The 18,657-nt window shown below is 73.8% G+C and carries 16 protein-coding genes; 4 read left to right on the forward strand and 12 right to left on the reverse strand.

Going from position 1 to position 18,657, the window contains the following annotated elements; genetic code table 11:
- Window positions 1-19 precede the first annotated feature (19 nt).
- A complete protein-coding gene (locus ACJ9NR_RS03165) occupies window positions 20-1,516 on the reverse strand; it encodes an acyl-CoA synthetase (protein ID WP_412489900.1) in 1,497 nt (498 codons plus the stop codon).
- An 82-nt stretch (window positions 1,517-1,598) separates the two neighbouring features.
- Between ACJ9NR_RS03165 and ACJ9NR_RS03170 the strand changes: the two genes are divergently transcribed.
- Window positions 1,599-1,781 carry a hypothetical protein gene (locus ACJ9NR_RS03170; RefSeq protein WP_412489899.1) on the forward strand — a complete coding sequence of 61 codons (183 nt, stop codon included), beginning with the start codon at window positions 1,599-1,601 and terminating at the stop codon, window positions 1,779-1,781.
- 44 nt (window positions 1,782-1,825) lie between these two features.
- Here ACJ9NR_RS03170 and ACJ9NR_RS03175 read toward each other — a convergent pair whose 3' ends face one another.
- From ACJ9NR_RS03175 to ACJ9NR_RS03210, 8 genes are all read right to left on the reverse strand, one after another.
- Window positions 1,826-3,379: an acyl-CoA synthetase gene (locus ACJ9NR_RS03175; protein WP_412489898.1), complete on the reverse strand. Its 1,554-nt coding sequence runs from the start codon at window positions 3,377-3,379 to the stop codon at window positions 1,826-1,828.
- Window positions 3,376-4,485, reverse strand: coding sequence for an NAD(P)H-dependent flavin oxidoreductase (locus tag ACJ9NR_RS03180; RefSeq protein ID WP_412489897.1), 1,110 nt, complete (start codon window positions 4,483-4,485; stop codon window positions 3,376-3,378). The genes ACJ9NR_RS03175 and ACJ9NR_RS03180 overlap by 4 nt, the downstream gene beginning before the upstream one ends.
- 519 nt (window positions 4,486-5,004) lie before the next feature.
- Window positions 5,005-5,775, reverse strand: a complete 771-nt coding sequence (locus ACJ9NR_RS03185; protein ID WP_412489896.1) for a class I SAM-dependent methyltransferase — start codon at window positions 5,773-5,775, stop codon at window positions 5,005-5,007.
- Complete coding sequence (locus ACJ9NR_RS03190; RefSeq protein WP_412489895.1) at window positions 5,772-7,340, reverse strand: phytoene desaturase family protein; 1,569 nt, start codon at window positions 7,338-7,340, stop codon at window positions 5,772-5,774. Before ACJ9NR_RS03190 ends, ACJ9NR_RS03185 begins: the two co-directional genes overlap by 4 nt.
- Window positions 7,341-7,440: 100 nt before the next feature.
- Window positions 7,441-9,681, reverse strand: coding sequence for a serine/threonine-protein kinase (locus ACJ9NR_RS03195; protein WP_412489894.1), 2,241 nt, complete (start codon window positions 9,679-9,681; stop codon window positions 7,441-7,443).
- A 62-nt stretch (window positions 9,682-9,743) separates the two neighbouring features.
- Window positions 9,744-10,601: an oxygenase MpaB family protein gene (locus ACJ9NR_RS03200; protein ID WP_412489893.1), complete on the reverse strand. Its 858-nt coding sequence runs from the start codon at window positions 10,599-10,601 to the stop codon at window positions 9,744-9,746.
- A 9-nt stretch (window positions 10,602-10,610) separates the two neighbouring features.
- A complete protein-coding gene (locus ACJ9NR_RS03205) occupies window positions 10,611-11,789 on the reverse strand; it encodes an acyl-CoA dehydrogenase family protein (RefSeq protein WP_412489892.1) in 1,179 nt (392 codons plus the stop codon).
- A 281-nt stretch (window positions 11,790-12,070) separates the two neighbouring features.
- A complete protein-coding gene (locus tag ACJ9NR_RS03210) occupies window positions 12,071-12,466 on the reverse strand; it encodes a four-helix bundle copper-binding protein (protein WP_412490523.1) in 396 nt (131 codons plus the stop codon).
- A gap of 128 nt (window positions 12,467-12,594) precedes the next feature.
- Between ACJ9NR_RS03210 and ACJ9NR_RS03215 the strand changes: the two genes are divergently transcribed.
- Window positions 12,595-12,954, forward strand: coding sequence for a DUF6479 family protein (locus ACJ9NR_RS03215; RefSeq protein WP_412489891.1), 360 nt, complete (start codon window positions 12,595-12,597; stop codon window positions 12,952-12,954).
- A gap of 111 nt (window positions 12,955-13,065) precedes the next feature.
- Window positions 13,066-13,416: a DUF8129 domain-containing protein gene (locus ACJ9NR_RS03220; protein WP_412489890.1), complete on the forward strand. Its 351-nt coding sequence runs from the start codon at window positions 13,066-13,068 to the stop codon at window positions 13,414-13,416.
- A 150-nt stretch (window positions 13,417-13,566) separates the two neighbouring features.
- Here ACJ9NR_RS03220 and ACJ9NR_RS03225 read toward each other — a convergent pair whose 3' ends face one another.
- The 3 genes from ACJ9NR_RS03225 to ACJ9NR_RS03235 form a co-directional block, all read right to left on the reverse strand.
- Entirely contained in the window at window positions 13,567-13,899 is a 333-nt protein-coding gene (locus ACJ9NR_RS03225) for a cupin domain-containing protein (protein WP_412489888.1), read from the reverse strand.
- Window positions 13,900-14,009: 110 nt separating this feature from the next.
- Window positions 14,010-16,697, reverse strand: coding sequence for a pyruvate, phosphate dikinase (gene ppdK / locus ACJ9NR_RS03230; RefSeq protein ID WP_412489887.1), 2,688 nt, complete (start codon window positions 16,695-16,697; stop codon window positions 14,010-14,012).
- A gap of 8 nt (window positions 16,698-16,705) precedes the next feature.
- Window positions 16,706-17,611: a universal stress protein gene (locus ACJ9NR_RS03235; protein WP_412489886.1), complete on the reverse strand. Its 906-nt coding sequence runs from the start codon at window positions 17,609-17,611 to the stop codon at window positions 16,706-16,708.
- Window positions 17,612-17,776: 165 nt separating this feature from the next.
- On the opposite strand from ACJ9NR_RS03235, the gene ACJ9NR_RS03240 reads away from it, so the two are divergent.
- Complete coding sequence (locus ACJ9NR_RS03240; RefSeq protein ID WP_412489885.1) at window positions 17,777-18,607, forward strand: universal stress protein; 831 nt, start codon at window positions 17,777-17,779, stop codon at window positions 18,605-18,607.
- Window positions 18,608-18,657: the final 50 nt, after the last annotated feature.

Below are 18,657 nucleotides of genomic sequence, written 5' to 3' on the forward strand. Positions count from 1 at the left end.
AGACTTCTTGTGCATCTCGTCACGTGGCAAGACGGCTGCGCAGCTCCCTCTTGAGGATCTTTCCGCTCGCGTTGCGCGGGAGTTCGTCCACGAACTCCACCCGCTTCGGTGCCTTGAAGTGGGCGAGCTTCTCCCGGACGTGGGCGATCAGCTCCTCCTCGGTCACCTCGCCGCGCGGGACGACGACCGCGGTGACCGCCTCGATCCACCGTTCGTCGGGCAGGCCGACCACCGCGACCTCGGCCACCCGCTCGTGGGTGTAGAGGGCGTCCTCGACCTGGCGGGAAGCGACGAGCACACCACCGGAGTTGATCACGTCCTTCACCCGGTCGACGATGGTGTAGTAGCCGTCCGCGTCACGCACCGCGAGGTCGCCGGAGCGGAACCAGCCGTCGCGGAAGGCGGCGGCCGTCTCCTCAGGCTTGTCCCAGTAGCCCTCGCACAACTGCGGTGAGCGGTAGACGATTTCACCGGGTGTGCCGTCGGGGACGTCCTTGCCGTCCTCGTCGACCACGCGCGCGTCGACGAAGAGGACGGGCCGGCCGCAGGAGTCCATGCGGCCCTGGTGCTCGTCGGGGGCCAGGACGGTGGCCAGCGGGCCGATCTCGCTCTGGCCGAAGCAGTTGAAGAAGCCGAGTCCGGGAAGCCGTTCGCGCAGGCGCTCCAGGACCGGCACCGGCATGATCGACGCGCCGTAGTACGCCTTGCGCAGCCCGGACAGGTCGCGGGTCGCGAAGTCCGGGCGGTTGGACAGGCCGATCCAGACCGTGGGCGGGGCGAACAGGCTGTCCACCCGGCCGGCTTCGATGAGGTCGAAGAGCCGGTCGCCGTCGGGGGCGTCGAGGATGATGTTCGTGGCGCCGACGGCGAGGTACGGCAGCAGGAACACGTGCATCTGCGCCGAGTGGTACAGCGGCAGGGAGTGCACGGGCCGGTCGCCTGCGCCGAGGTCGAGGGCGGTGATCGCGCTCAGGTACTCGTGGACCAGCGCCCGGTGCGTCATCATCGCGCCCTTGGGCAGGGCCGTGGTGCCGGACGTGTACAGCAGCTGCACCAGGTCCTCGGCGCGCGGCTCGGATCCGTCGTGGGCGGGGGCCGCCGCCTGGCGCGCGAGCAGGCAGTCGTCGGCGTCGCGCAGCGGCAGCACCGCCACGCCCTCCGGGAGCCGGCCGGCGAGAGCGGGATCGGTCATGACCAGCGCGCAGCCGGACTGGCCGACGATGTAGGCCAGGTCATCGCCCGTCAGGTTCTGGTTGACCGGCACATGGACCAGGCCGGCGCGGGCGCAGGCGAGGAAGCCGATCAGATAGGCGTCCGAGTTGTGGCCGTAGGCACCGACCCGGTCGCCGGGGGCGAGGCCCCGCGCGAGCAGCACGCTCGCCGCGCGGGAGACGGCCTCGTCGAGTTCGGCGTACGTCCAGGAGCGGTCGCGGTACTCGACCGCGACGCGCGCGGGGGTGCGCCGGGCGCTGCGCCGCAGCACCCCGTCAACCGTGCTGCCCTGTCCCTGCGTCATGACTGATGATCCTCGGTCCGTCACCGGGCGGGGTCAAGCATGTGGCAGCCTCGGGGCGAGCCGGTCACGGGGAGTGGGGGTCATGACCGGCACACGGGTCCGCCGGCACGCCGAGCCGGTGCTCGACGGGGCGGTGGCCGACCTCGGCGGGTGCGACCACGCGGACGCGGTGGCCGTGGACCTGCCACCGGGCACCGACGCCGTCGCGTTCACCAGGATGGTGTTCACCGGCACACCCGAGTGGGTGCACCCTTCCACCACCTGATCGTCCCTCATGTGGTGGGCCGGGCCGTGCGGGGCTGACGCCCCTCACACGGCGCGCGTCCGGCCCTCCCAGTACGGATCGCGCAGCCGCCGCTTGTACAGCTTGCCGTTGGGGTCGCGGGGCATCTCGGCGATGAAGTCGACGGTCCTGGGCCGCTTGTACCCCGCGAGCCGCTCGGCGCAGTGCTCCAGGACCGAGGCGGCCAGTTCGGGACCGGGCTCCCGGCCGGGGGCCGGCTCGACGACCGCCTTGACCTCCTCGCCCCAGTCGTCGTGCGGGATGCCGAAGACGGCGGCGTCGGCGACGGCCGGGTGGGCGAGCAGGACCGACTCGATCTCGGCGGGGTAGATGTTGACGCCGCCCGAGATGATCATGTCGATCTTGCGGTCCCTGAGGAAGAGGTAGCCGTCCTCGTCGAGGTGGCCGAGGTCGCCGACGGTGAAGAAGTCGCCGATGCGGTTCTTCTGCGTCTTGGCCTCGTCCTTGTGGTAGGTGAAGCCGCCGGTGTTCATCTTCATGTAGACGGTGCCGAGTTCGCCGGGCGGCAGCCGGTCGCCGTCGTCGTCGAAGACGGCGAGTTCGCTGATGGGCCAGGCCTTGCCGACGGTGCCGGGCTTCTTCAGCCAGTCCTCGGCGGTGGCGAAGGCGCCGCCGCCCTCGCTGGCCGCGTAGTACTCCTCCACCGACTCGCCCCACCAGTCGATCATCGCCCGCTTCACGTGGTCCGGGCAGGGCGCGGCGCCGTGGATGGCGTGCCGCATGGACGAGACGTCGTAGCGGCGCCGGACCTCCTCCGGCAGGGCGAGCAGGCGGTGGAACTGGGTCGGGACCATATGGGTGTGCGTGCACTTCTCCCGGTCGATCAGCCGGAGCATCTCCTCGGGCGTCCACTTGTCCATCATCACCAGCCGGTGACCGATGTGCAGGGACGCGCCCGCGAACTGCAGCACGGCGGTGTGGTAGAGCGGCGAGCAGACGAGGTGCACGTTGCCGTCGAACGGCTTGATCCCGAAGATGCCGAGGAAGCCGCCGAGGTAGGCCTCCTCCGGGCTCCTGCCGGGCAGCGGGCGGCGGATGCCGCGCGGGCGGCCGGTGGTGCCCGAGGTGTAGTTCATGACCCAGCCGAGCTCGCGGTTCGCGGGCACCGACTCCGGCTGTCCGTCCAGCAGTTCGGCGTACGGCCGGAAGCCCTCGACAGCACCGACGGCGTACCGGTGGGTGTCCGGGAGCCCGGTCTCCTCGGCCGCGTGGCGGGCCGGGCGCGCGAACCGCTCGTGCGCGATCAGCACCTTGGCACCGGAGTCGGCGACGATCCAGCCGATCTCCGGGCCGACGAAGTGGTGGTTGACGGGGACCAGGTAGAAACCGGCCTGGCTGGCGGCCAGATAGGCGGTGAGGAACTCGACGCCGTTGGGCAGCACGACCGCGAAGGCGTCCCCGCGCTCCAGCCCGGCGGCCCGCAGGCCGTGCACGAGGCGGTTGACGTCGGCGTGCAGGCGGCCGGCGGTCCACCGCTCGCCGTCCGGTGCGACGAGGACCTGGCGGTCGGGATCGGCGGCGGCCTGGGCCCAGAACCCGGCGGGGGGTGTACTCGTCACGTGCCGCTCCTTCCGGCGATACGGATCATGCGGTCGACGGCCTCCTCGAAGCCGCGGGTGAGGTCGTCGAAGACGGCCTGGACACTGCGTTCGCTGTTCATGCGGCCGACGATCTGGCCGACCGGCGTGCCGAGCAGGGGCTCGACCTCGTACTTCTGGATGCGGGTGAGGGCGTCGGCGACCAGAAGGCCCTGCAGGGGCATGGGGAGGGCGCCGGGCCCGGCCGGGTCGTCCCAGGCGTCGGTCCACTCGGTACGGAGCTGCCGTGCGGGCTTCCCGGTCAGGGCGCGGGAGCGGACGGTGTCGCCGGAGCCGGCGGCGAGCAGTTTCCGTGTCACCGCGGGCGAGGTGAGCTCGGCCTCCGTGCAGGTCAGCCAGATGGAGCCGAGCCAGACGCCCTGGGCGCCGAGGGCGAGGGCGGCGGCCACCTGCCGGCCGCTGCCGATGCCGCCCGCCGCCAGCACGGGCAGCGGGTCCACGGCGTCGACCACCTCCGGGGTGAGCACCATGGAGGCGATCTCGCCGGTGTGCCCGCCGGCCTCGTAGCCCTGCGCGACGACGATGTCGATGCCCGCGTCCTTGTGCTTGAGCGCGTGCCGGGCGCTGCCCGCGAGCGCGGCGACGAGGACGTCGTGTTCGTGGGCGCGGGCCACCACGTCGGCGGGCGGGGAGCCGAGGGCGTTGGCGAGGAGGCGGATCGGGTAGTCGAAGGCGACGTCGAGCTGGTTGCGGGCGACCTGCTCCATCCAGCCGGTGATGCGCCAGCCGGCGGCCTCTCCCTCGGCGAGCTCGGGCACGCCGTACTTGGCGAGGGTGTCCTGGACGAACTGCCGGTGCGCCGGGGGGATCATCGCCTCCACGTCGGCCTCGGTGACGCCCTCCACCTTCTTGGCGGGCATGACCACGTCCAGGCCGTAGGGCCGTCCGTCGACATGGGCCTGGAGCCAGTCGAGGTCGCGCCTGAGCTCGTCGGGGGCGGTGTAGCGGACCGCGCCGAGCACTCCGAAGCCGCCGGCCCGGCTGATGGCCGCGGCGACGGCGGGGAACGGCGTGAAGCCGAAAACGGCGTGCTCGACTCCCAGTTTCTTGCTCAGCTCCGTCTGCATGGCCGCAGGATGCCGCAGTCCTCCGGCCGACGGAAGAGTTTTTCTGATGCTCCGTCAGATTCCTGGCCGTGCGGCGCCACCCGCACGCCTCGTCGGCGACTCGGTGCACCCGGTGCGCACCTGGCGCTACCGGCTTCGCGCCGCGGGCGGCCGCCGGCGAGAACCTGACACGCGCCGTCGCTGCCGTTCACCGCGCACCGCCCCGGCGAGGACCCGCGGGAGCACCCGCCGGGTCCGGCACCGGCTGCCGGCCCCTCTCCCCGCGCACCCCCGGCTGGTCCTGCGCCGGCACTGCTCGGCGGACAGGCGCTGCGTCGGCCGCGGGGGGTACGTGGACGGACCGCGCGTCCGGGCCGGGCGAGGCGTCCTCTTCGACGAGGCCCGCCGGGCGGACGCGGCGCGGACCGTGGCGACGGGGTGGAGCGCGTCGGCCGATCAGGCGCACTCGCCCGCGATCCGCCACCGGACCGCTACTGCGCGTGGCGGCCGTTGCCGTACAACGAGATCTCACTCACCCCGTCAGGCCGCTCTCGCCACCAGTACGGGCTGGTGGAAGCCGGTGTCGGCCGGACTGTGCCACACCGGTCCGGTGAAGCCGGACGCGGTCGCGGCGTCCGTCACCTCGCGTCGGGTCAGTGCCCGGGAGGTGGCATGGCGGACACGTACCTGCCGGCCCTGCGCGTCCGGGAGGAGCTGGAAGTACTCCTGGTCGTAGTGCTCCCCGTCCTCGTGCCAGTGCCACAGCTGGAAGGTGATCGACCGGCCGTCGGAGCCCTGCGAGACCTGGGGAGGCACGGACGCGGGGCGGGTCCGGCGGGCCTCGTCGTAGTCGCGGAGGGTGAGCAGGAGCAGCCCGCCGTCCTTCAGGACCCGGCGCATGTCGCGGAGAGCCGCCTCGAGGTCCTCCCCCGTCAGCAGGTGCGCGATCGAGTTGTCGGCGCATACGACGGCCTCGAACACGCCCTGCCGGAACGGCAGTCGGCGCATGTCCCCCGCCGCCGTGGACAGGTCCACACCCCGGGCCGCGGCCTCCGCGGCGGCCCGCGCGGCCGCCACCGGGCTCAGGTCGCTGCCGACGACCCGGTGTCCGGCGCGCGCGAGGCCGATCGCCTGGGTGCCGATGCCGCAGGCGCAGTCCAGGAGGCGGTACGGGCCAGGGCCGCTGAGTCCACGGTGCAGCAGGCCGTCCAGCACGGCGGCCTGGCGGGCGATGCTCGCCTCCCAGTCGGGGAAGATGCGGTGGTAGTCGGCGGCGAGCGAGTCGTAGAAGTCGCGTGGTGAGTGCGTCACTCGCCCGTCGCCTCCAGGACCGCCATCGCCGCGTTGTGCCCGGGCACTCCGCTCACGCCCCCGCCGCGCACCGCGCCCGCCCCGCACAGCAGCACGTTCGCCTGTCCGGTCTCCACTCCCCAACGGCCCGTGCCCTCCTGGGCGTAGGGCCAGGACAGGGCGCGGTGGAAGATGTTGCCGCCGGGCAGGCGCAGGTCGCGCTCCAGGTCGAGCGGGGTCTTCGCCTCGATGCACGGGCGGCCGTCCGCGTCGGTCGCCAGACAGCCGGCCAGCGGCTCGGCGAGGTGGGCGTCGAGCTGGGCGAGGGTCGACTTCAGCAGTTCCCCGCGTGCGGCGTCGTTGTCCCGGTCGAAGAGCCGGGCGGGTGCGTGCAGGCCGAAGAGGGTCAGGGTCTGGTAGCCCCGCTCGACGAGGTCCGGGCCGAGGATCGTCGGGTCGGTGAGCGAGTGGCAGTAGATCTCCGACGGAGGCGCGGTGGGGAGTTCACCGGCGGCGGCCTGGGCGTGGGCGGTGGCGAGCTGCCGGTAGCCCTCGGCGATGTGGCAGGTGCCGGAGAACGCCTCGCGCGGGTCCACCGACGTGTCGCGCAGCCTGGGCAGCCTTTTGAGCAGCATGTTCACCTTCAGCTGGGCGCCCTCCGCGGCCTCCGGCGGGGTGCCGCCGGTCAGCTCGGCCAGGGCCTGCGGGGAGGCGTTGACCAGGACGTGGCGTGCCGCGGCGACGCCCTCGCCGCCGGGCGTGCGGTAGCGGACCTCGGCGGTCCGGCCGTCCGTGTCGACGCGTACCGCCTCGTGGCCGGTGGCGATGACGACGCCCGCGGTCCGGGCTGCGCCGGCCAGGGCGTTGGTCAGGGCGCCCATGCCGCCGACGGGCACGTCCCAGGCGCCGGTGCCGCCGCCGATCACGTGGTAGAGGAAGCAGCGGTTCTGCGGCAGGGACGGGTCGTGGGCGTCGGCGAAGGTGCCGATGAGGGCGTCGGTGAGGACGACGCCGCGGACCAGGTCGTCGGCGAAGCGGTCCTCGATCGCGACGCCGATCGGGTCCTCGAACAGCGCCCGCCAGGCCTCTTCGTCGTCGACACGGCGGCGCAGCTCCTCCCGGGTGGGCAGTGGTTCGGTGAGGGTCGGGAAGACGCGTTCGGCGACGCGGCCGGTCATGCCGTAGAAGCGCTGCCAGGCCTCGTACTCGCGGTCGGAGCCGGTGAGGCGGGCGAAGGCCTCGCGGGTGCGCCCCTCGCCGCCTCCGACCAGGAGGCCGGTCGGCCGGCCCGCCCGCTCCACGGGCGTGTACGAGGAGATGGTGCGGGTGCTCAGCCGGAACTCCAGGCCGAGGTCCCGCACGATCTTCCGCGGCAGCAGGCTGACCAGGTAGGAGTACCGCGACAGCCGGGCGTCGACCCCGGCGAACGGCCGGGTGGAGACGGCGGCGCCCCCGGTGCGCTCCAGCCGCTCCAGCACCAGCACCGACCGCCCGGCCCGGGCCAGGTAGGCGGCGGCGACCAGGCCGTTGTGGCCCCCGCCGACGATCACGGCGTCGTATGTCCGGTGTCCCTCGTCTGCAGCCATGGTTCTTGGTAACACGCGATGATCGCGGGCGGCCAGGGGTGCACGGCGACGGGCGGCGCACGGTCGGCCGCGGTGTCCTGGCGGCCCGCGGTGACCGGGGTCAGCGCCCGCCGGCCGCCCGCTGCTGCCGCAGCACCGCCACCCTGCGGTAGAGCTCGACCGCCTCCGCGCCGCGGCCGAGCTGTTCCAGGCAGTGGGCCTCGTCGTTGCGGCTGGCGAGGGTGTCGGGGTGGTCGGGGCCCAGCACGCGCTCGCGGGCGGCGGCGACGCGGCGGTACTCGGCCAGCGCGTCGTGCCAGCGGCCCAGCCAGCCGAGGCCGACGGCGACCTCGCGCCGGCTGACCAGGGTGTCGGGGTGGTCGGGGCCGAGCACGCGCTCGCGGATGGCGCAGACGTCGCGGGACTCGGCGAGGGCCTCCTCCCAGCGCCCCAGACGGCCGAGGTTGACGCCCAGGCCGTGGCGGGCGCGGAGCGTCTCGGGGTGGGTGGGGCCCTGGACGCGGGTGCGGTCCTCGATCAGGTCGCGATAGAGGGTGAGCGCCTCCGCGCTGCGGCCGAGGCGGCCCAGGCTGATGCCGACCTCGTATCGGGCGGCGAGGGTGTCGGCGTGGTCGGGGCCGAGGGCGCGGGCACGGGCCTCGGCGACCTCCTGGTAGGTCTGCAGGGCCTCGGGCCAGCGGCCCAGCTGGCCGAGCGCGTAGGCGACCTCGTAGCGGGTGACCAGGGTGTCGGGGTGGTCGGGGCCCAGGACGCGGGCGCGGGCGGCGGCCACCTGGCCGGCCATGCGGTAGGAGTCCTCCAGACGGCCGAGTCTGCTGAGGTTGAAGGCGAGGTTGTGGCGGCAGCGCAGGCTGTCCGGGTGGTCAGGGCCCTGCTCGCGTTCGCGGGCGGCGAGCACGGAGACGTAGACCTGGTGGGCGTCGAAGTGGCGGCCCAGCCGGCCGAGCACGTAGGCCATCTCCTGGCGGGCGGCGAGCGTGTCGGGGTGGTCGGGGCCCAGCGCGCGCGTCCTGGCGGCGGCCACGTGCTTGTACTCCCGCAGGGCGTCGGCGGCGCGGCCGGTGCGGCTGAGGGTGAAGGCGACCTCGTAGCGGCTGGCGAGGGTGTCGGGGTGGTCGGGGCCGAGCAGGTGGGTGCGTTCGGCGGCCACCGCGCGGTGCACCTCGCCGGCCTCCGCCCAGCGGCCGAGCCGTCCCAGGCTGAGCCCGGCGTTGTGCCGCCCGGCGAGCGCGGCGATCTGCTCCGGGGTGGGGGCGGACGGCTGCCCGGGGGCCGGCTCGTCCGTCCGGCCGCCCGGCGGACGCGGGATCCACTCGCCGGTGAGCCCGGCCCCGGGGTCCGGGGGCGTACTGGAGAGCCGGGCACCGGTGGCCTTGTGGCCGGTGGTCATGCCCCGGGTCCAGGAGGGCAGCCGGGCCTCGCGGGCGGGCGTCTGCCCGGGCGGGCGCGGGACGGGCCGCGGAGTGACGACGGTGGGCACGTACGCCGGTGTCGTACGGCCGAGGGTGATCCGGCGGCCCACCTCGCGCGCGTCGTGCGGGCGTTGCTCGGGGCGCTTGGCCAGCAGGTCCAGGATGAGCTTCTCGAGGTACCCGGGAAGCTCGGCCCGCCTGCTGCGCGGCGGCTCGGGCGGGGTGTCGCGGTGGCCGACGAGGATCGCCCACGCGTCGTCGAGGTCGAAGGGCGGCACCCCGGTGGCGATCTCGTACAGGACGCACCCCAGCGAGTACAGGTCGCTGCGCCGGTCGACCTCCGAGCCGCCGATCTGCTCCGGGGACATGTAGTGCGGGGTGCCCATGGCGATGCCGGTGCCGGTGAGCCGGGAGGTGAAGCCGATGTCGTGGCCGAGGCGGGCGATGCCGAAGTCGCAGATCTTCACCGTGCCGTCCTCGAGGCGCATGATGTTCGCCGGCTTCAGGTCCCGGTGCACGATGCCCTGCCGGTGGGTGTAGGCGAGGGCGGCGGCGACCTGGTCGGCGATGTCCACGATGTCGCCGACCGGCAGCGGGTGCTGTCCGTTCTCCTCCAGCAGCTGGGACAGGTTGCGGCCGTCCAGGAGTTCCATGACCAGGTAGAGGACGCCGTCGGACTCGCCGAAGTCGTGCACGACGGTCACGCCCCGGTGCTGCAGGGCGGCGGCCACGCGGGCCTCCCGGCGGAAGCGTTCCCTGAGGACCCGGGTGAAGGACTGGTCGTGGTGCGGGCCGAGGGGCTTGAGGCACTTCACCGCGACATGCCGGCCGAGCGACTCGTCGCGCGCACGCCACACCTCGCCCATACCGCCCCGCCCGATCAGGTCGAGCAGCCGGTACCGGCCCTGGATCAGCCTGCTGTCCCCCATCTGCCGCGATCGCCCCCGTAACGGTCCGTTCCGCCCACCCCTGGCCCGTCCAGTATGGCGACCTATCGCCCGAGTTTGTACGGTCGCGGCCGGGAGCCGGGGCCGAGCCGGGCCATGGCGCGCAGGATGTGTTTGGGCGGGAGTTGCCACCGCACACGTGCGGGGACGCAGCGCAGCAGGGTGCCGGTGGCACGCAGTCGCCGGGCGACGGTGGCGGGTCGCGGCGCCGGTCTGCCGTACAAATCGTGGGCGTACGGCGGCAGGGCGGCGTAGGCCAGCTGTGCCACGCGCCGCCACAGCACCTCGCGCGCCGGGAGCAGGAGGGGGTGCGTCGGCGGGCGGAGCAGGAAGTCGTCCACCGCGCGTGCCTCGGCTCCGGCGGCGAGTCCGGGACGCACCTTCTCGAAGTAGGCCGCCAGTTCGGCCCGGTTCGCGGGCACCTCGCCGGGGTCGAGGCCCACCAGGCGTGCGCTGACGCGGTGTTCGGCGACATAGCGGTCGGCCTGATCACCGGTGAGCCGGAAGCCGGATCGCCGTACGACGCTCAGATACGAGTCGATCTCCGCGCAGTGCACCCACAGCAGCAGCTCCGGCTCGTCGACGCCGTACCGCTCCCCCGTGTCCGGGTCGGTCGCCGACAGCATGCGGTGGATCCTGCGCACCCGGGCCCCGGCCCGCTCGGCGGCCTCGGTGGTGCCGTAGGTGGTGGTCCCGACGAAGTCGGCGGTGCGCATCAGCCGGCCCCAGGCGTCCTTGCGGAAGTCGGAGTTCTGCATGACGCCGCGCACCGCGCGCGGGTGCAGGGCCTGCAGGTAGAGCGCGCGGATGCCGGCGACCCACATCATCGGGTCGCCGTGCATCCGCCAGGTCACCGACGACGGCCCGAACAGCCCGGGGTCACCTGTCTCGAAACCCGTCATCCCCGCAGGCTAACGCCGCACCCTGGGCATCCCCAGCCCGATCCACGAGATGATCTCGCGCTGGATCTCGTTGTTGCCGCCGCCGAAGGTGAAGATCACGGCGGAGCGGTAGCCGCGTTCGAGTTCGCCGTGCAGCACCGCGCCCGCCGAGCCCTCCTTCAGCTCGCCCGCGGTGCCGACGATCTCCATCAGCCAGGCGTAGGCGTCCCGGCGGGCCTCGGAGCCGTAGACCTTGACGGCGGAGGCGTCCTGGGGGGTGAGCGTGCCGTCCTGGACGGCGCCGACCATGCGCCAGTTGAGGAGTTTCATGGCGTCGAGCCTGGTGTGGGTCCGGGCGAGCCGGCTGCGCACCCAGGGCAGGTCGACGACGCGGCGGCCGTCGGCGAGTTTGGTCTCCATCGCCCAGCGCTGCACGTCGTGCAGGGCGCGGATGGCCATGGTGCCGTGGGCGGCGAGGGTGACGCGCTCGTGGTTGAGCTGGTTGGTGATCAGCCGCCAGCCCTGGTTCTCCGCGCCGACGCGGCGGGAGACGGGGACGCGGACGTTCTCGTAGTGGCTGGCGGTGGTGTCGTGGGAGGCGAGGGTGTTGATGAGGGTGCAGGAGTAGCCGGGGTCGGTGGTCGGCACCAGCAGCATGGTGATGCCCTTGTGCGGCGGGGCGTCGGGGTCGGTGCGGGTGGCGAGCCAGACCCAGTCCGCCGTGTCGCCGTTGGTGGTCCAGATCTTCTGCCCGTTGACGACGTACTCGTCGCCCTCGCGCACCGCGCGCGTCCTGAGCGAGGCCAGGTCCGTGCCGGCGTCGGGCTCGCTGTAGCCGATGGCGAAGTCGATCTCGCCGGAGAGGATCTTCGGCAGGAAGTGGGCCTTCTGCTCGTCCGTGCCGAACTGCATGATCGTCGGCCCGACGGTGTTGAGCGCCATCAGCGGCAGCGGTACGCCGGCCTGGGCGGCCTCGTCGAAGAAGATGAACTGCTCCATCGCGCTCAGCCCGCGCCCGCCGTACTCCTTCGGCCAGCCCACGCCGAGCCAGCCGTCCGCGCCGAGGCGCCGGACCGTCTCGCGGTAGAAGCGCTTCTGCGCGGCCGGGTCGGCGTGCCGGGCGTAGGCGTGGTCCGGCACCAACCCGGCGAAGTACGTGCGCAGTTCGGTACGCAGCCGCTGCTGCTCGGGCGAGTATTCGAGGTGCACGGCGCCTCCAGGCTTCGCAGGCCGGTCCTGACGGCGCACACCGTAGAACGTGTTTCAGAAATTGGGAATGGCGATGGGTGCGGACTTCGGCGGGAGCACCCGGCGGGCGGGGACTGGGAAGGCAGTCCGAAAAGAAGAAGGGTCCGCGCCGGCCCCGCGCACGGCTCGCGCCGCCGGGCGGGAGCGCGGGCGCGGACGGCGCGCGGTGTGTGCCGCGAGCATGCCGCACCCGGGCGGGTCACACTGGGGCCGGCCTGCGCGGTCCGGGACGGCCGTGCGCGTCAGTCGAGCGTGGCGAGGAATTCCGTGCAGGCCCGGGCGCAGTCCCGGGCGGCCTTCGCCCCGTCCTCCGCGCCGGGGTGCCGGTCGAAGACGTGCGCGCACTCCAGGCACACCGTGCGGCACCACTCGACCTGGATGCGCATGCCGGACTCGTCCAGGCGGTTCTGCTCGGACAGCACCCGGCACGTCGCGTCGCACACCTCCGCGCACATGATGCCCTTGCGCCGTACGAGTTCCTGCTCCTCCGTGCCGTCTGTGTCCACCAGGCTCGCACGCAGCGCACACGCGCGGGCGCACTCGGTGCAGGCCTGGGCGCAGGCGAAGCGGTCCTCCAGGAATTGGAAGAGTTCCTGCTGCGTCGTCGAAGTCACCCCGGTCGGGTTGCCGCCGTCCATGCCGTCAAACACGGGGGCGGGCTCCTTCCGGGCCGTCGCGCCCGGGAGGACCGGACCTCCGCATTCGGCGGCGGCCGATTCGCCGGGGCGAGTCGGTTCGCCGTGGGGGCGCGGGGTACTCGCGTGCCATGAACAGCGCATCGATGGACATCGCCGCAAGCAGCGCCGCCGCCATGGGGCTCACCGCGGCCGGAGTGGTGCTCGTGCTGGTTCTGCTCGGCGCCTTCTGGATGGGTGCCCGCATCCGGCGCCGCGAGCCCGCCCCGCCGCGACCGGAGGAGCAGCCCCGCACTCCGGACGGAGGCCCGGTCCGCGAGGTGCTGGAGAACCGCGAGCCGGACGAGATCCCCCGCGGTGACCGGCGGCTGACGCCGCACGAGCTGCCCAACCTCGGCAACTCGCCGACCCGGACCGGCTCGCAGAAGGGCCGGCGCCGCTGGCGCGAGGGCAACAGCGGTTCGTTCGGCAGCGGCGGACCGGGCGGCTGACGCCCCGGCCGCACGCGCCGTACACCGCTCCGCCCCGGGCGCCGTGCACCGCGCCGCCGCACGCGCCGCCGTCCGGCTGCCACCGGCTGTCGACCGGAGGAAGTGAGACCCATGACCGACCCCGCCCGCAACGCCCTGCCGCTGCCCGACTACGACCACCTGCCGATCGGCGGGCTGGAGAGCCGCATCCGGTCGCTGAGCAGCGAGGAGGTCGAGGAACTGCTGGCCTACGAGCGCTCGCACGCCGACCGGGTCCCGGCGGTCGACCTGCTGTCGGCCCGCCTGGAGCAGCTGGCTCCGGGTGCCGAACCGACCACCGGCGACCCCGGCGCCCTGCGCCCCGAACAGCACGGCAGCCGCGCGGGCTCACCCGTGTCGCCGGCCACCTCCTCACCGCCCTTCAGCCCGCCGCCGCACGGCACCCCCGACCAGCGGGGCAAGCCGAAGGGGAACCGGACCTGACGGTTCACTGCCCGGGCGCGCGGCCGGCCCCGGGGAGGCCGGCCGTCCGTCGAGCTGCGCCGTCCGTCGAGCTGCGCCCTTCCCTCTGAGCTACGCCCTTCCCCCGTATCGGTCCTGCCCTCCGGCGGCGGGAGGGAAGGGCGCGCGCAGTCAGCCGGTCTTGGCCACCGTCAGGAGCGCGGCGGCGTCCTCGAGGGCCTCCACGCCGTGGCGGGCGGCGGGCAGCAGGAGCAGGTCCCCGCTCCTGCCCTCCCACGACTCCGCACCGCTGCGCAGGCGCACCCGGCCGCGCAGTACCAGCAGTGTCGCCTCGCCGGGATTCTCGTGTTCGGCCAGCTCGGTACCGGCGCACAGGGTGATGAGGGTCTGGCGCAGGACGTGTTCGTGACCGCCGTAGACGGTCTCGGCGCTGCGGCCGGTGGAGGACGCGGCGGCGCGTTCGAGGTGTTCGCGGATACGGGCGTCGATCGAGAGCTTCTGCATGGTCGCAGTCTGCCGTCTCCGTGCCGGTCGGGGTGCCGTTTCCCGGGCCGGTCACCGGGCGAGGGCGCCGCCGGCACAGCCGTGCGGCGCCCTGATCCACCCGGACGCGCTCACCTGGTGTCGCTCGTGCCGGTGGTCTCGGTGAGCGCCGCGCGTCCCGCCTCCAGCCGGGCCGCCGGGATGCGGAAGGGCGAGCAGGAGACGTAGTCCAGTCCCGCCCGGTGGAAGAAGTGGATGGACTCCGGGTCGCCGCCGTGCTCGCCGCACACGCCCGTCTCCAGCCCGGGGTTGACGGCGCGGCCCGCCTGGACGCCCAGCTCCACCAGCCGGCCGACGCCCTCCTGGTCGATCGTCTCGAACGGCGACACGGAGAACACGCCCTTGTCGATGTAGAGCGGGAAGAAGGACGCCTCCGCGTCGTCGCGGGACAGCCCCCAGGTGGTCTGGGTGAGGTCGTTGGTGCCGAAGGAGAAGAAGTCGGCCGCCTCGGCGATACGGCCCGCGGTGAGCGCGGCCCGCGGCAGCTCGATCATCGTGCCGATCGGGCAGTCCAGGCTCAGGCCGGTCTCGGTCTCCACCTCGCCGAGCACGAGCTCCGTCTCGGCGCGGGCCAGCCGCAGCTCCTCGACCGTGCCGACGAGCGGGATCATGATCTCGGCGCGCGGTGCGCCGCCGTCGCGCAGCCGCTGGGCGACGGCCTCGCCGACCGCCCTGACCTGCATGGCCATCAGGCCCGGCACGGCCAGCCCCAGCCGGACGCCGCGCAGGCCCAGCATCGGGTTCTGCTCGTGCATCCGCTCGACGGCCGCCAGCAGTTCACGCTCGTGCGGGTCGGGGTCCGCGGTGCGGGCGAGGCGGACGGCGAGTTCCGTGCGGTCGGGCAGGAACTCGTGCAGCGGCGGGTCGATCAGCCGGATCGTCACCGGCAGCCCGTCCATCGCCTCCAGGATGGCGGTGAAGTCGGCCCGCTGCAGCGGCAGCAGGGCGTCGAGCGCCCGTTCGCGCGCGGCGTCGTCGCGGGCCAGGATCATCGCCTCGACGAGTGCCCTGCGCTCGCCGAGGAACATGTGCTCGGTACGGCACAGACCGATGCCCTGCGCACCCAGCGCACGGGCGCGCACGGCGTCCTCGGGTGTGTCGGCGTTGGCCCGCACCTGAAGACGGCGTACGGAGTCGGCGTGGGTCAGGGCACCCAGGACCGCGTCGGTGAGCGTGTCCGTGGCGGTGCCCGTCTCCAGCGCGCGACCGACGTCGGAGTCGGTGAGCGGCAGGGCACCGAGGTGCACGGTGCCCGCGGTGCCGTCCACGGAGACGACGTCGCCCTCGCGGACGACGGCACCGGACGGCGCGGCGAACTGCCGGGCGGCCGTGTCCACGGCCAGCTCCTCGGCACCGCACACGCACACCTTGCCCATGCCGCGGGCGACCACGGCGGCGTGGCTGGTCTTGCCGCCCCGGCTGGTCAGTACCGCCTGGGCGGCGATCATGCCGGGCAGGTCGTCGGGGGTGGTCTCCCGGCGGACCAGCACCACCTGCTCGCCGGCCGCGGCACGGCGTACGGCCTCGGCGGAGTCGAACACGACGGCGCCGACCGCCGCTCCCGGTGAGGCGGGCACGCCGTGGGCCAGGGGCTGGTCGGTGGCCTTGAGGTCGAAGCGGGGGAACATCAGGCGGGTCAGTTCGGCCCCGTCGACGCGGATGAGGGCCTCGTCGGCCGTGATCGCGTGTTCCTCGCGCAGGTCGTGGGCGATACGGAAGGCGGCCTCCGCGGTGCGCTTGCCGACCCGGGTCTGCAGCACCCACAGCTTGCCGCGTTCGACGGTGAACTCGACGTCGCACAGGTCGCGGTAGTGGTTCTCCAGGGTGCGCAGGTGGTCGCCGAGTTCGGCGTAGGAGCGGGGGTCGAGGGTGCCGAGCTCGCTCAGCGGCAGCGCGTCGCGCACGCCGGCGACGACGTCCTCGCCCTGTGCGTCGGGGAGGTAGTCGCCGTAGACGCCCTGTTCACCGGTGGCGGGGTCGCGGGTGAAGGCGACGCCGGTCCCGGAGTCGGGGCCGAGGTTGCCGAACACCATCGCCTGGACGTTGACGGCCGTGCCGAGGTCCTCGGGGATGTGTTCGCGGTGGCGGTAGACGCGGGCCCGCTCGGTGTTCCAGGAGTCGAAGACCGCGCGGATGGCGCGGGCGAGCTGGTCGGCCGGGTCCTGCGGGAAGTCCTCGCCGGTCTCCCGGCGGATGATCGCCTTGAAGTCCTCGGTGAGCAGGACGAGTTCGGAGGTGTCGAGCAGGTGGTCGTCGGCGACCGCGCGCCGGGCCTTGTGCGCGGCGATGGCCTGCTCGAACAGGTCGCCGTCCACACCCAGCACGGTGTGCCCGAACATCTGGATGAGCCTGCGGTAGGAGTCCCAGGCGAACCGCTCCTGCCCCGAGGCCTTGGCGAGCCCGGTGACGGACTCGTCGTTGAGGCCGATGTCGAGGATGGTGTCCATCATGCCGGGCATCGAGAAGCGGGCACCCGAGCGGACGGACACCAGGAGCGGATCGTCGGGCGCCCCCAGGGTGCGGCCCATGGCGCTCTCCAGGCCGGCCAGCGCCCGGGCCGCCTCGACGCCGAGTTCGGGCGGCTCCTGCCCGGTGGCCAGATAGACCTTGCACGCCTCGGTGGTGACGGTGAACCCGGGCGGGACGGGCAGGCCGATCCTGGTCATCTCGGCGAGTCCGGCGCCCTTGCCGCCCAGCAGGTCGGCCATGTCGCGGCTGCCCTCGGCGAAGGCGTACACATACTTCGTCGGCTTGGTCATGATCCCTCTCAGACGTGGGGCACGACGGCCACGGGGCAGCCGACGTGGTGGATGGCGGCATGGGTGACGGGGCCGGTGCGCGGGCCCGCGGACCGTTCGGCGACCCGGCGGCCGACGACGAGCAGGCTCGCTCCGGAGGCGGCCCGGACCAGCACGGACTGCGGGCGGCCCTCGGTCACGGTCTCGGTGACCTCGACCTCGGGGTACTTGTCACGCCACACCCGCAGGACGGCGGTCAGATAGCCGAGCCACTCCCCGGCCCGTTCCGAGGCGTCGATCAGGCCGAGGTCGCCGGGGCCGAGCGCGACCGCGGAGGGCTGCTGCCAGGCGTGCACCACGTGCAGGCGCGCGCCGCGCAGCCGGGCCTCCTCGAAGGCGAACTCGATCACCTCGTCGCACGGGTTGCCGACGTCGACGCCGAGGACGACGTCCCGGTACGGGGTGCGCGTGGACGCGTTCCCGTCACGGTCCGGAAGGTGCTCGTCGGCGGCCTCCTCGCCGGCCCGGACCAGCACGACGGGCCGGGCGGCGCGGGCCACCACGCCCTGTGCGACCGAACCGACCAGGAAGCCGGTGAAGCCGCTCAGACCGCGCGAGCCCAGCACCAGCAGATCGGTCTCCTCACCGGCCTTGACCAGGGCGGCGGTGGCCGGGCCCTCGACCTGGACGTCGGGGGTCAGGCGGACGTCGGGACAGGTGCGGCGGATGTGGTCCTCCGCCTCGCGCAGCGACCGCCTGGCGAGGTGGCGCCGGGCGGCCATGGCCTCTTCGCCGTCCTCCTGGCGGGGGTGCCAGTTCCAGGCGTGGAAGAGCTGCAGGGGCCGGTCGCGGCGCAGCGCCTCGCGGGCGGCCCACTGAGCGGCTGCCAGGCTCTCGGCGGATCCGTCGACCCCGGCGATGACGGGCAACACCATGATGCGCACCTCCAGCGCTCGGTCTGCTCCTCGCCACCAGCGTCGTGCCGGGGCCCGCTGGCAGGTATGGGCCGCCAGGTCTTCAACCTGGACCGTTCGGCCCCTGCGTGGCGGCGGGACGCGGGGGGAAATCTGGAGGGCACACGGTCCGAAAGGCGGCGCACCATGCAGCAGGAGATCATCGTCGGCGTCGACCGGTCGGCGCGCAGCCGTGCCGCCGCCGACTGGGCGGCCAGGGAGGCGCTGCTGCGCGGACTGCCGCTGCGGGTGGTGCACGTGGTGCCGCCGGCCCCCATGGATCCCGTGGAGCAGTGGCCGTACCACCCCGAGGCGGTGGCCGACCATGTGGTGGCCGAACTCGCCGGGCGCCACCCGGCGTTGCGGGCACGGGCCGCGAGCGAGATCGGCGCACCGGCCCCGGTGCTGCGCGAAGCCGGCCGGGGCGCGCCGCTGCTCGTGCTCGGCCTGCGCGGCGAGGGGGGCCAGGCCGGGATCTCCGTGGGCTCGACCGCGGCCGCCGTGGCGGCGGCCGCGGCCGGTCCGGTGGTCCTGGTCCCGGGTGCGGCGCCCGGTGAGGTTCCCCCGTGGCGGCCGGCCGGCGTGACCGTCGGCGTCGACGTCCGCGACCCGTCGGCCGCCGCGCTCGACTTCGCCTTCGAGGAGGCCCGGCTGCGCGGCGCGCGCCTGCACGCGGTGCACGCCTGGAAGCTGCCCGCGCGCACCCCCGCCGCACCGCTGCCGCTGCTGGAGGAGGACCGCGCCACCTGGGAGGACAACGAGGTGCAGCTGCTGTCGGACGCCCTGCGGCCCTGGCGCAGGAAGAACCCGGACGTCGACGTGCTGGAGGACGTCCTGCTGTTCACCCCCGCCGAAGCCCTCGCCCATGCCTCGGAGGGCGCCGAACTCATGGTGCTCGGACGGCATTCGGGCGCGGGCTCCACACTGCGGGAGCTGATGGGCCACTTCCGCTGCCCGGTCGCCGTGGTGCCCTCCTGATCCGGGCGGGTCGGCCCGGCCGTGGGGTCGTTCGGCCCATGCGGGGCCCG

This window comes from Streptomyces sediminimaris, from assembly GCF_047049295.1.
Classification (GTDB): domain Bacteria; phylum Actinomycetota; class Actinomycetes; order Streptomycetales; family Streptomycetaceae; genus Streptomyces; species Streptomyces sediminimaris.

Bases quoted from the DNA above. Each gene is read 5' to 3' on its own strand.
- ACJ9NR_RS03200 (WP_412489893.1), bottom strand. From the start codon at position 10,601: ATGACGGGTTTCGAGACAGGTGACCCCGGGCTGTTCGGGCCGTCGTCG.
- ACJ9NR_RS03235 (WP_412489886.1), bottom strand. From the start codon at position 17,611: ATGGTGTTGCCCGTCATCGCCGGGGTCGACGGATCCGCCGAGAGCCTG.
- ACJ9NR_RS03195 (WP_412489894.1), bottom strand. From the start codon at position 9,681: ATGGGGGACAGCAGGCTGATCCAGGGCCGGTACCGGCTGCTCGACCTG.
- ACJ9NR_RS03240 (WP_412489885.1), top strand. From the start codon at position 17,777: ATGCAGCAGGAGATCATCGTCGGCGTCGACCGGTCGGCGCGCAGCCGT.
- ACJ9NR_RS03165 (WP_412489900.1), bottom strand. From the start codon at position 1,516: ATGACGCAGGGACAGGGCAGCACGGTTGACGGGGTGCTGCGGCGCAGC.
- ACJ9NR_RS03180 (WP_412489897.1), bottom strand. From the start codon at position 4,485: ATGCAGACGGAGCTGAGCAAGAAACTGGGAGTCGAGCACGCCGTTTTC.
- ACJ9NR_RS03225 (WP_412489888.1), bottom strand. From the start codon at position 13,899: ATGCAGAAGCTCTCGATCGACGCCCGTATCCGCGAACACCTCGAACGC.
- ACJ9NR_RS03190 (WP_412489895.1), bottom strand. From the start codon at position 7,340: ATGGCTGCAGACGAGGGACACCGGACATACGACGCCGTGATCGTCGGC.
- ACJ9NR_RS03215 (WP_412489891.1), top strand. From the start codon at position 12,595: ATGAACAGCGCATCGATGGACATCGCCGCAAGCAGCGCCGCCGCCATG.
- ppdK (WP_412489887.1), bottom strand. From the start codon at position 16,697: ATGACCAAGCCGACGAAGTATGTGTACGCCTTCGCCGAGGGCAGCCGC.
- ACJ9NR_RS03210 (WP_412490523.1), bottom strand. From the start codon at position 12,466: ATGGACGGCGGCAACCCGACCGGGGTGACTTCGACGACGCAGCAGGAA.
- ACJ9NR_RS03170 (WP_412489899.1), top strand. From the start codon at position 1,599: ATGACCGGCACACGGGTCCGCCGGCACGCCGAGCCGGTGCTCGACGGG.
- ACJ9NR_RS03220 (WP_412489890.1), top strand. From the start codon at position 13,066: ATGACCGACCCCGCCCGCAACGCCCTGCCGCTGCCCGACTACGACCAC.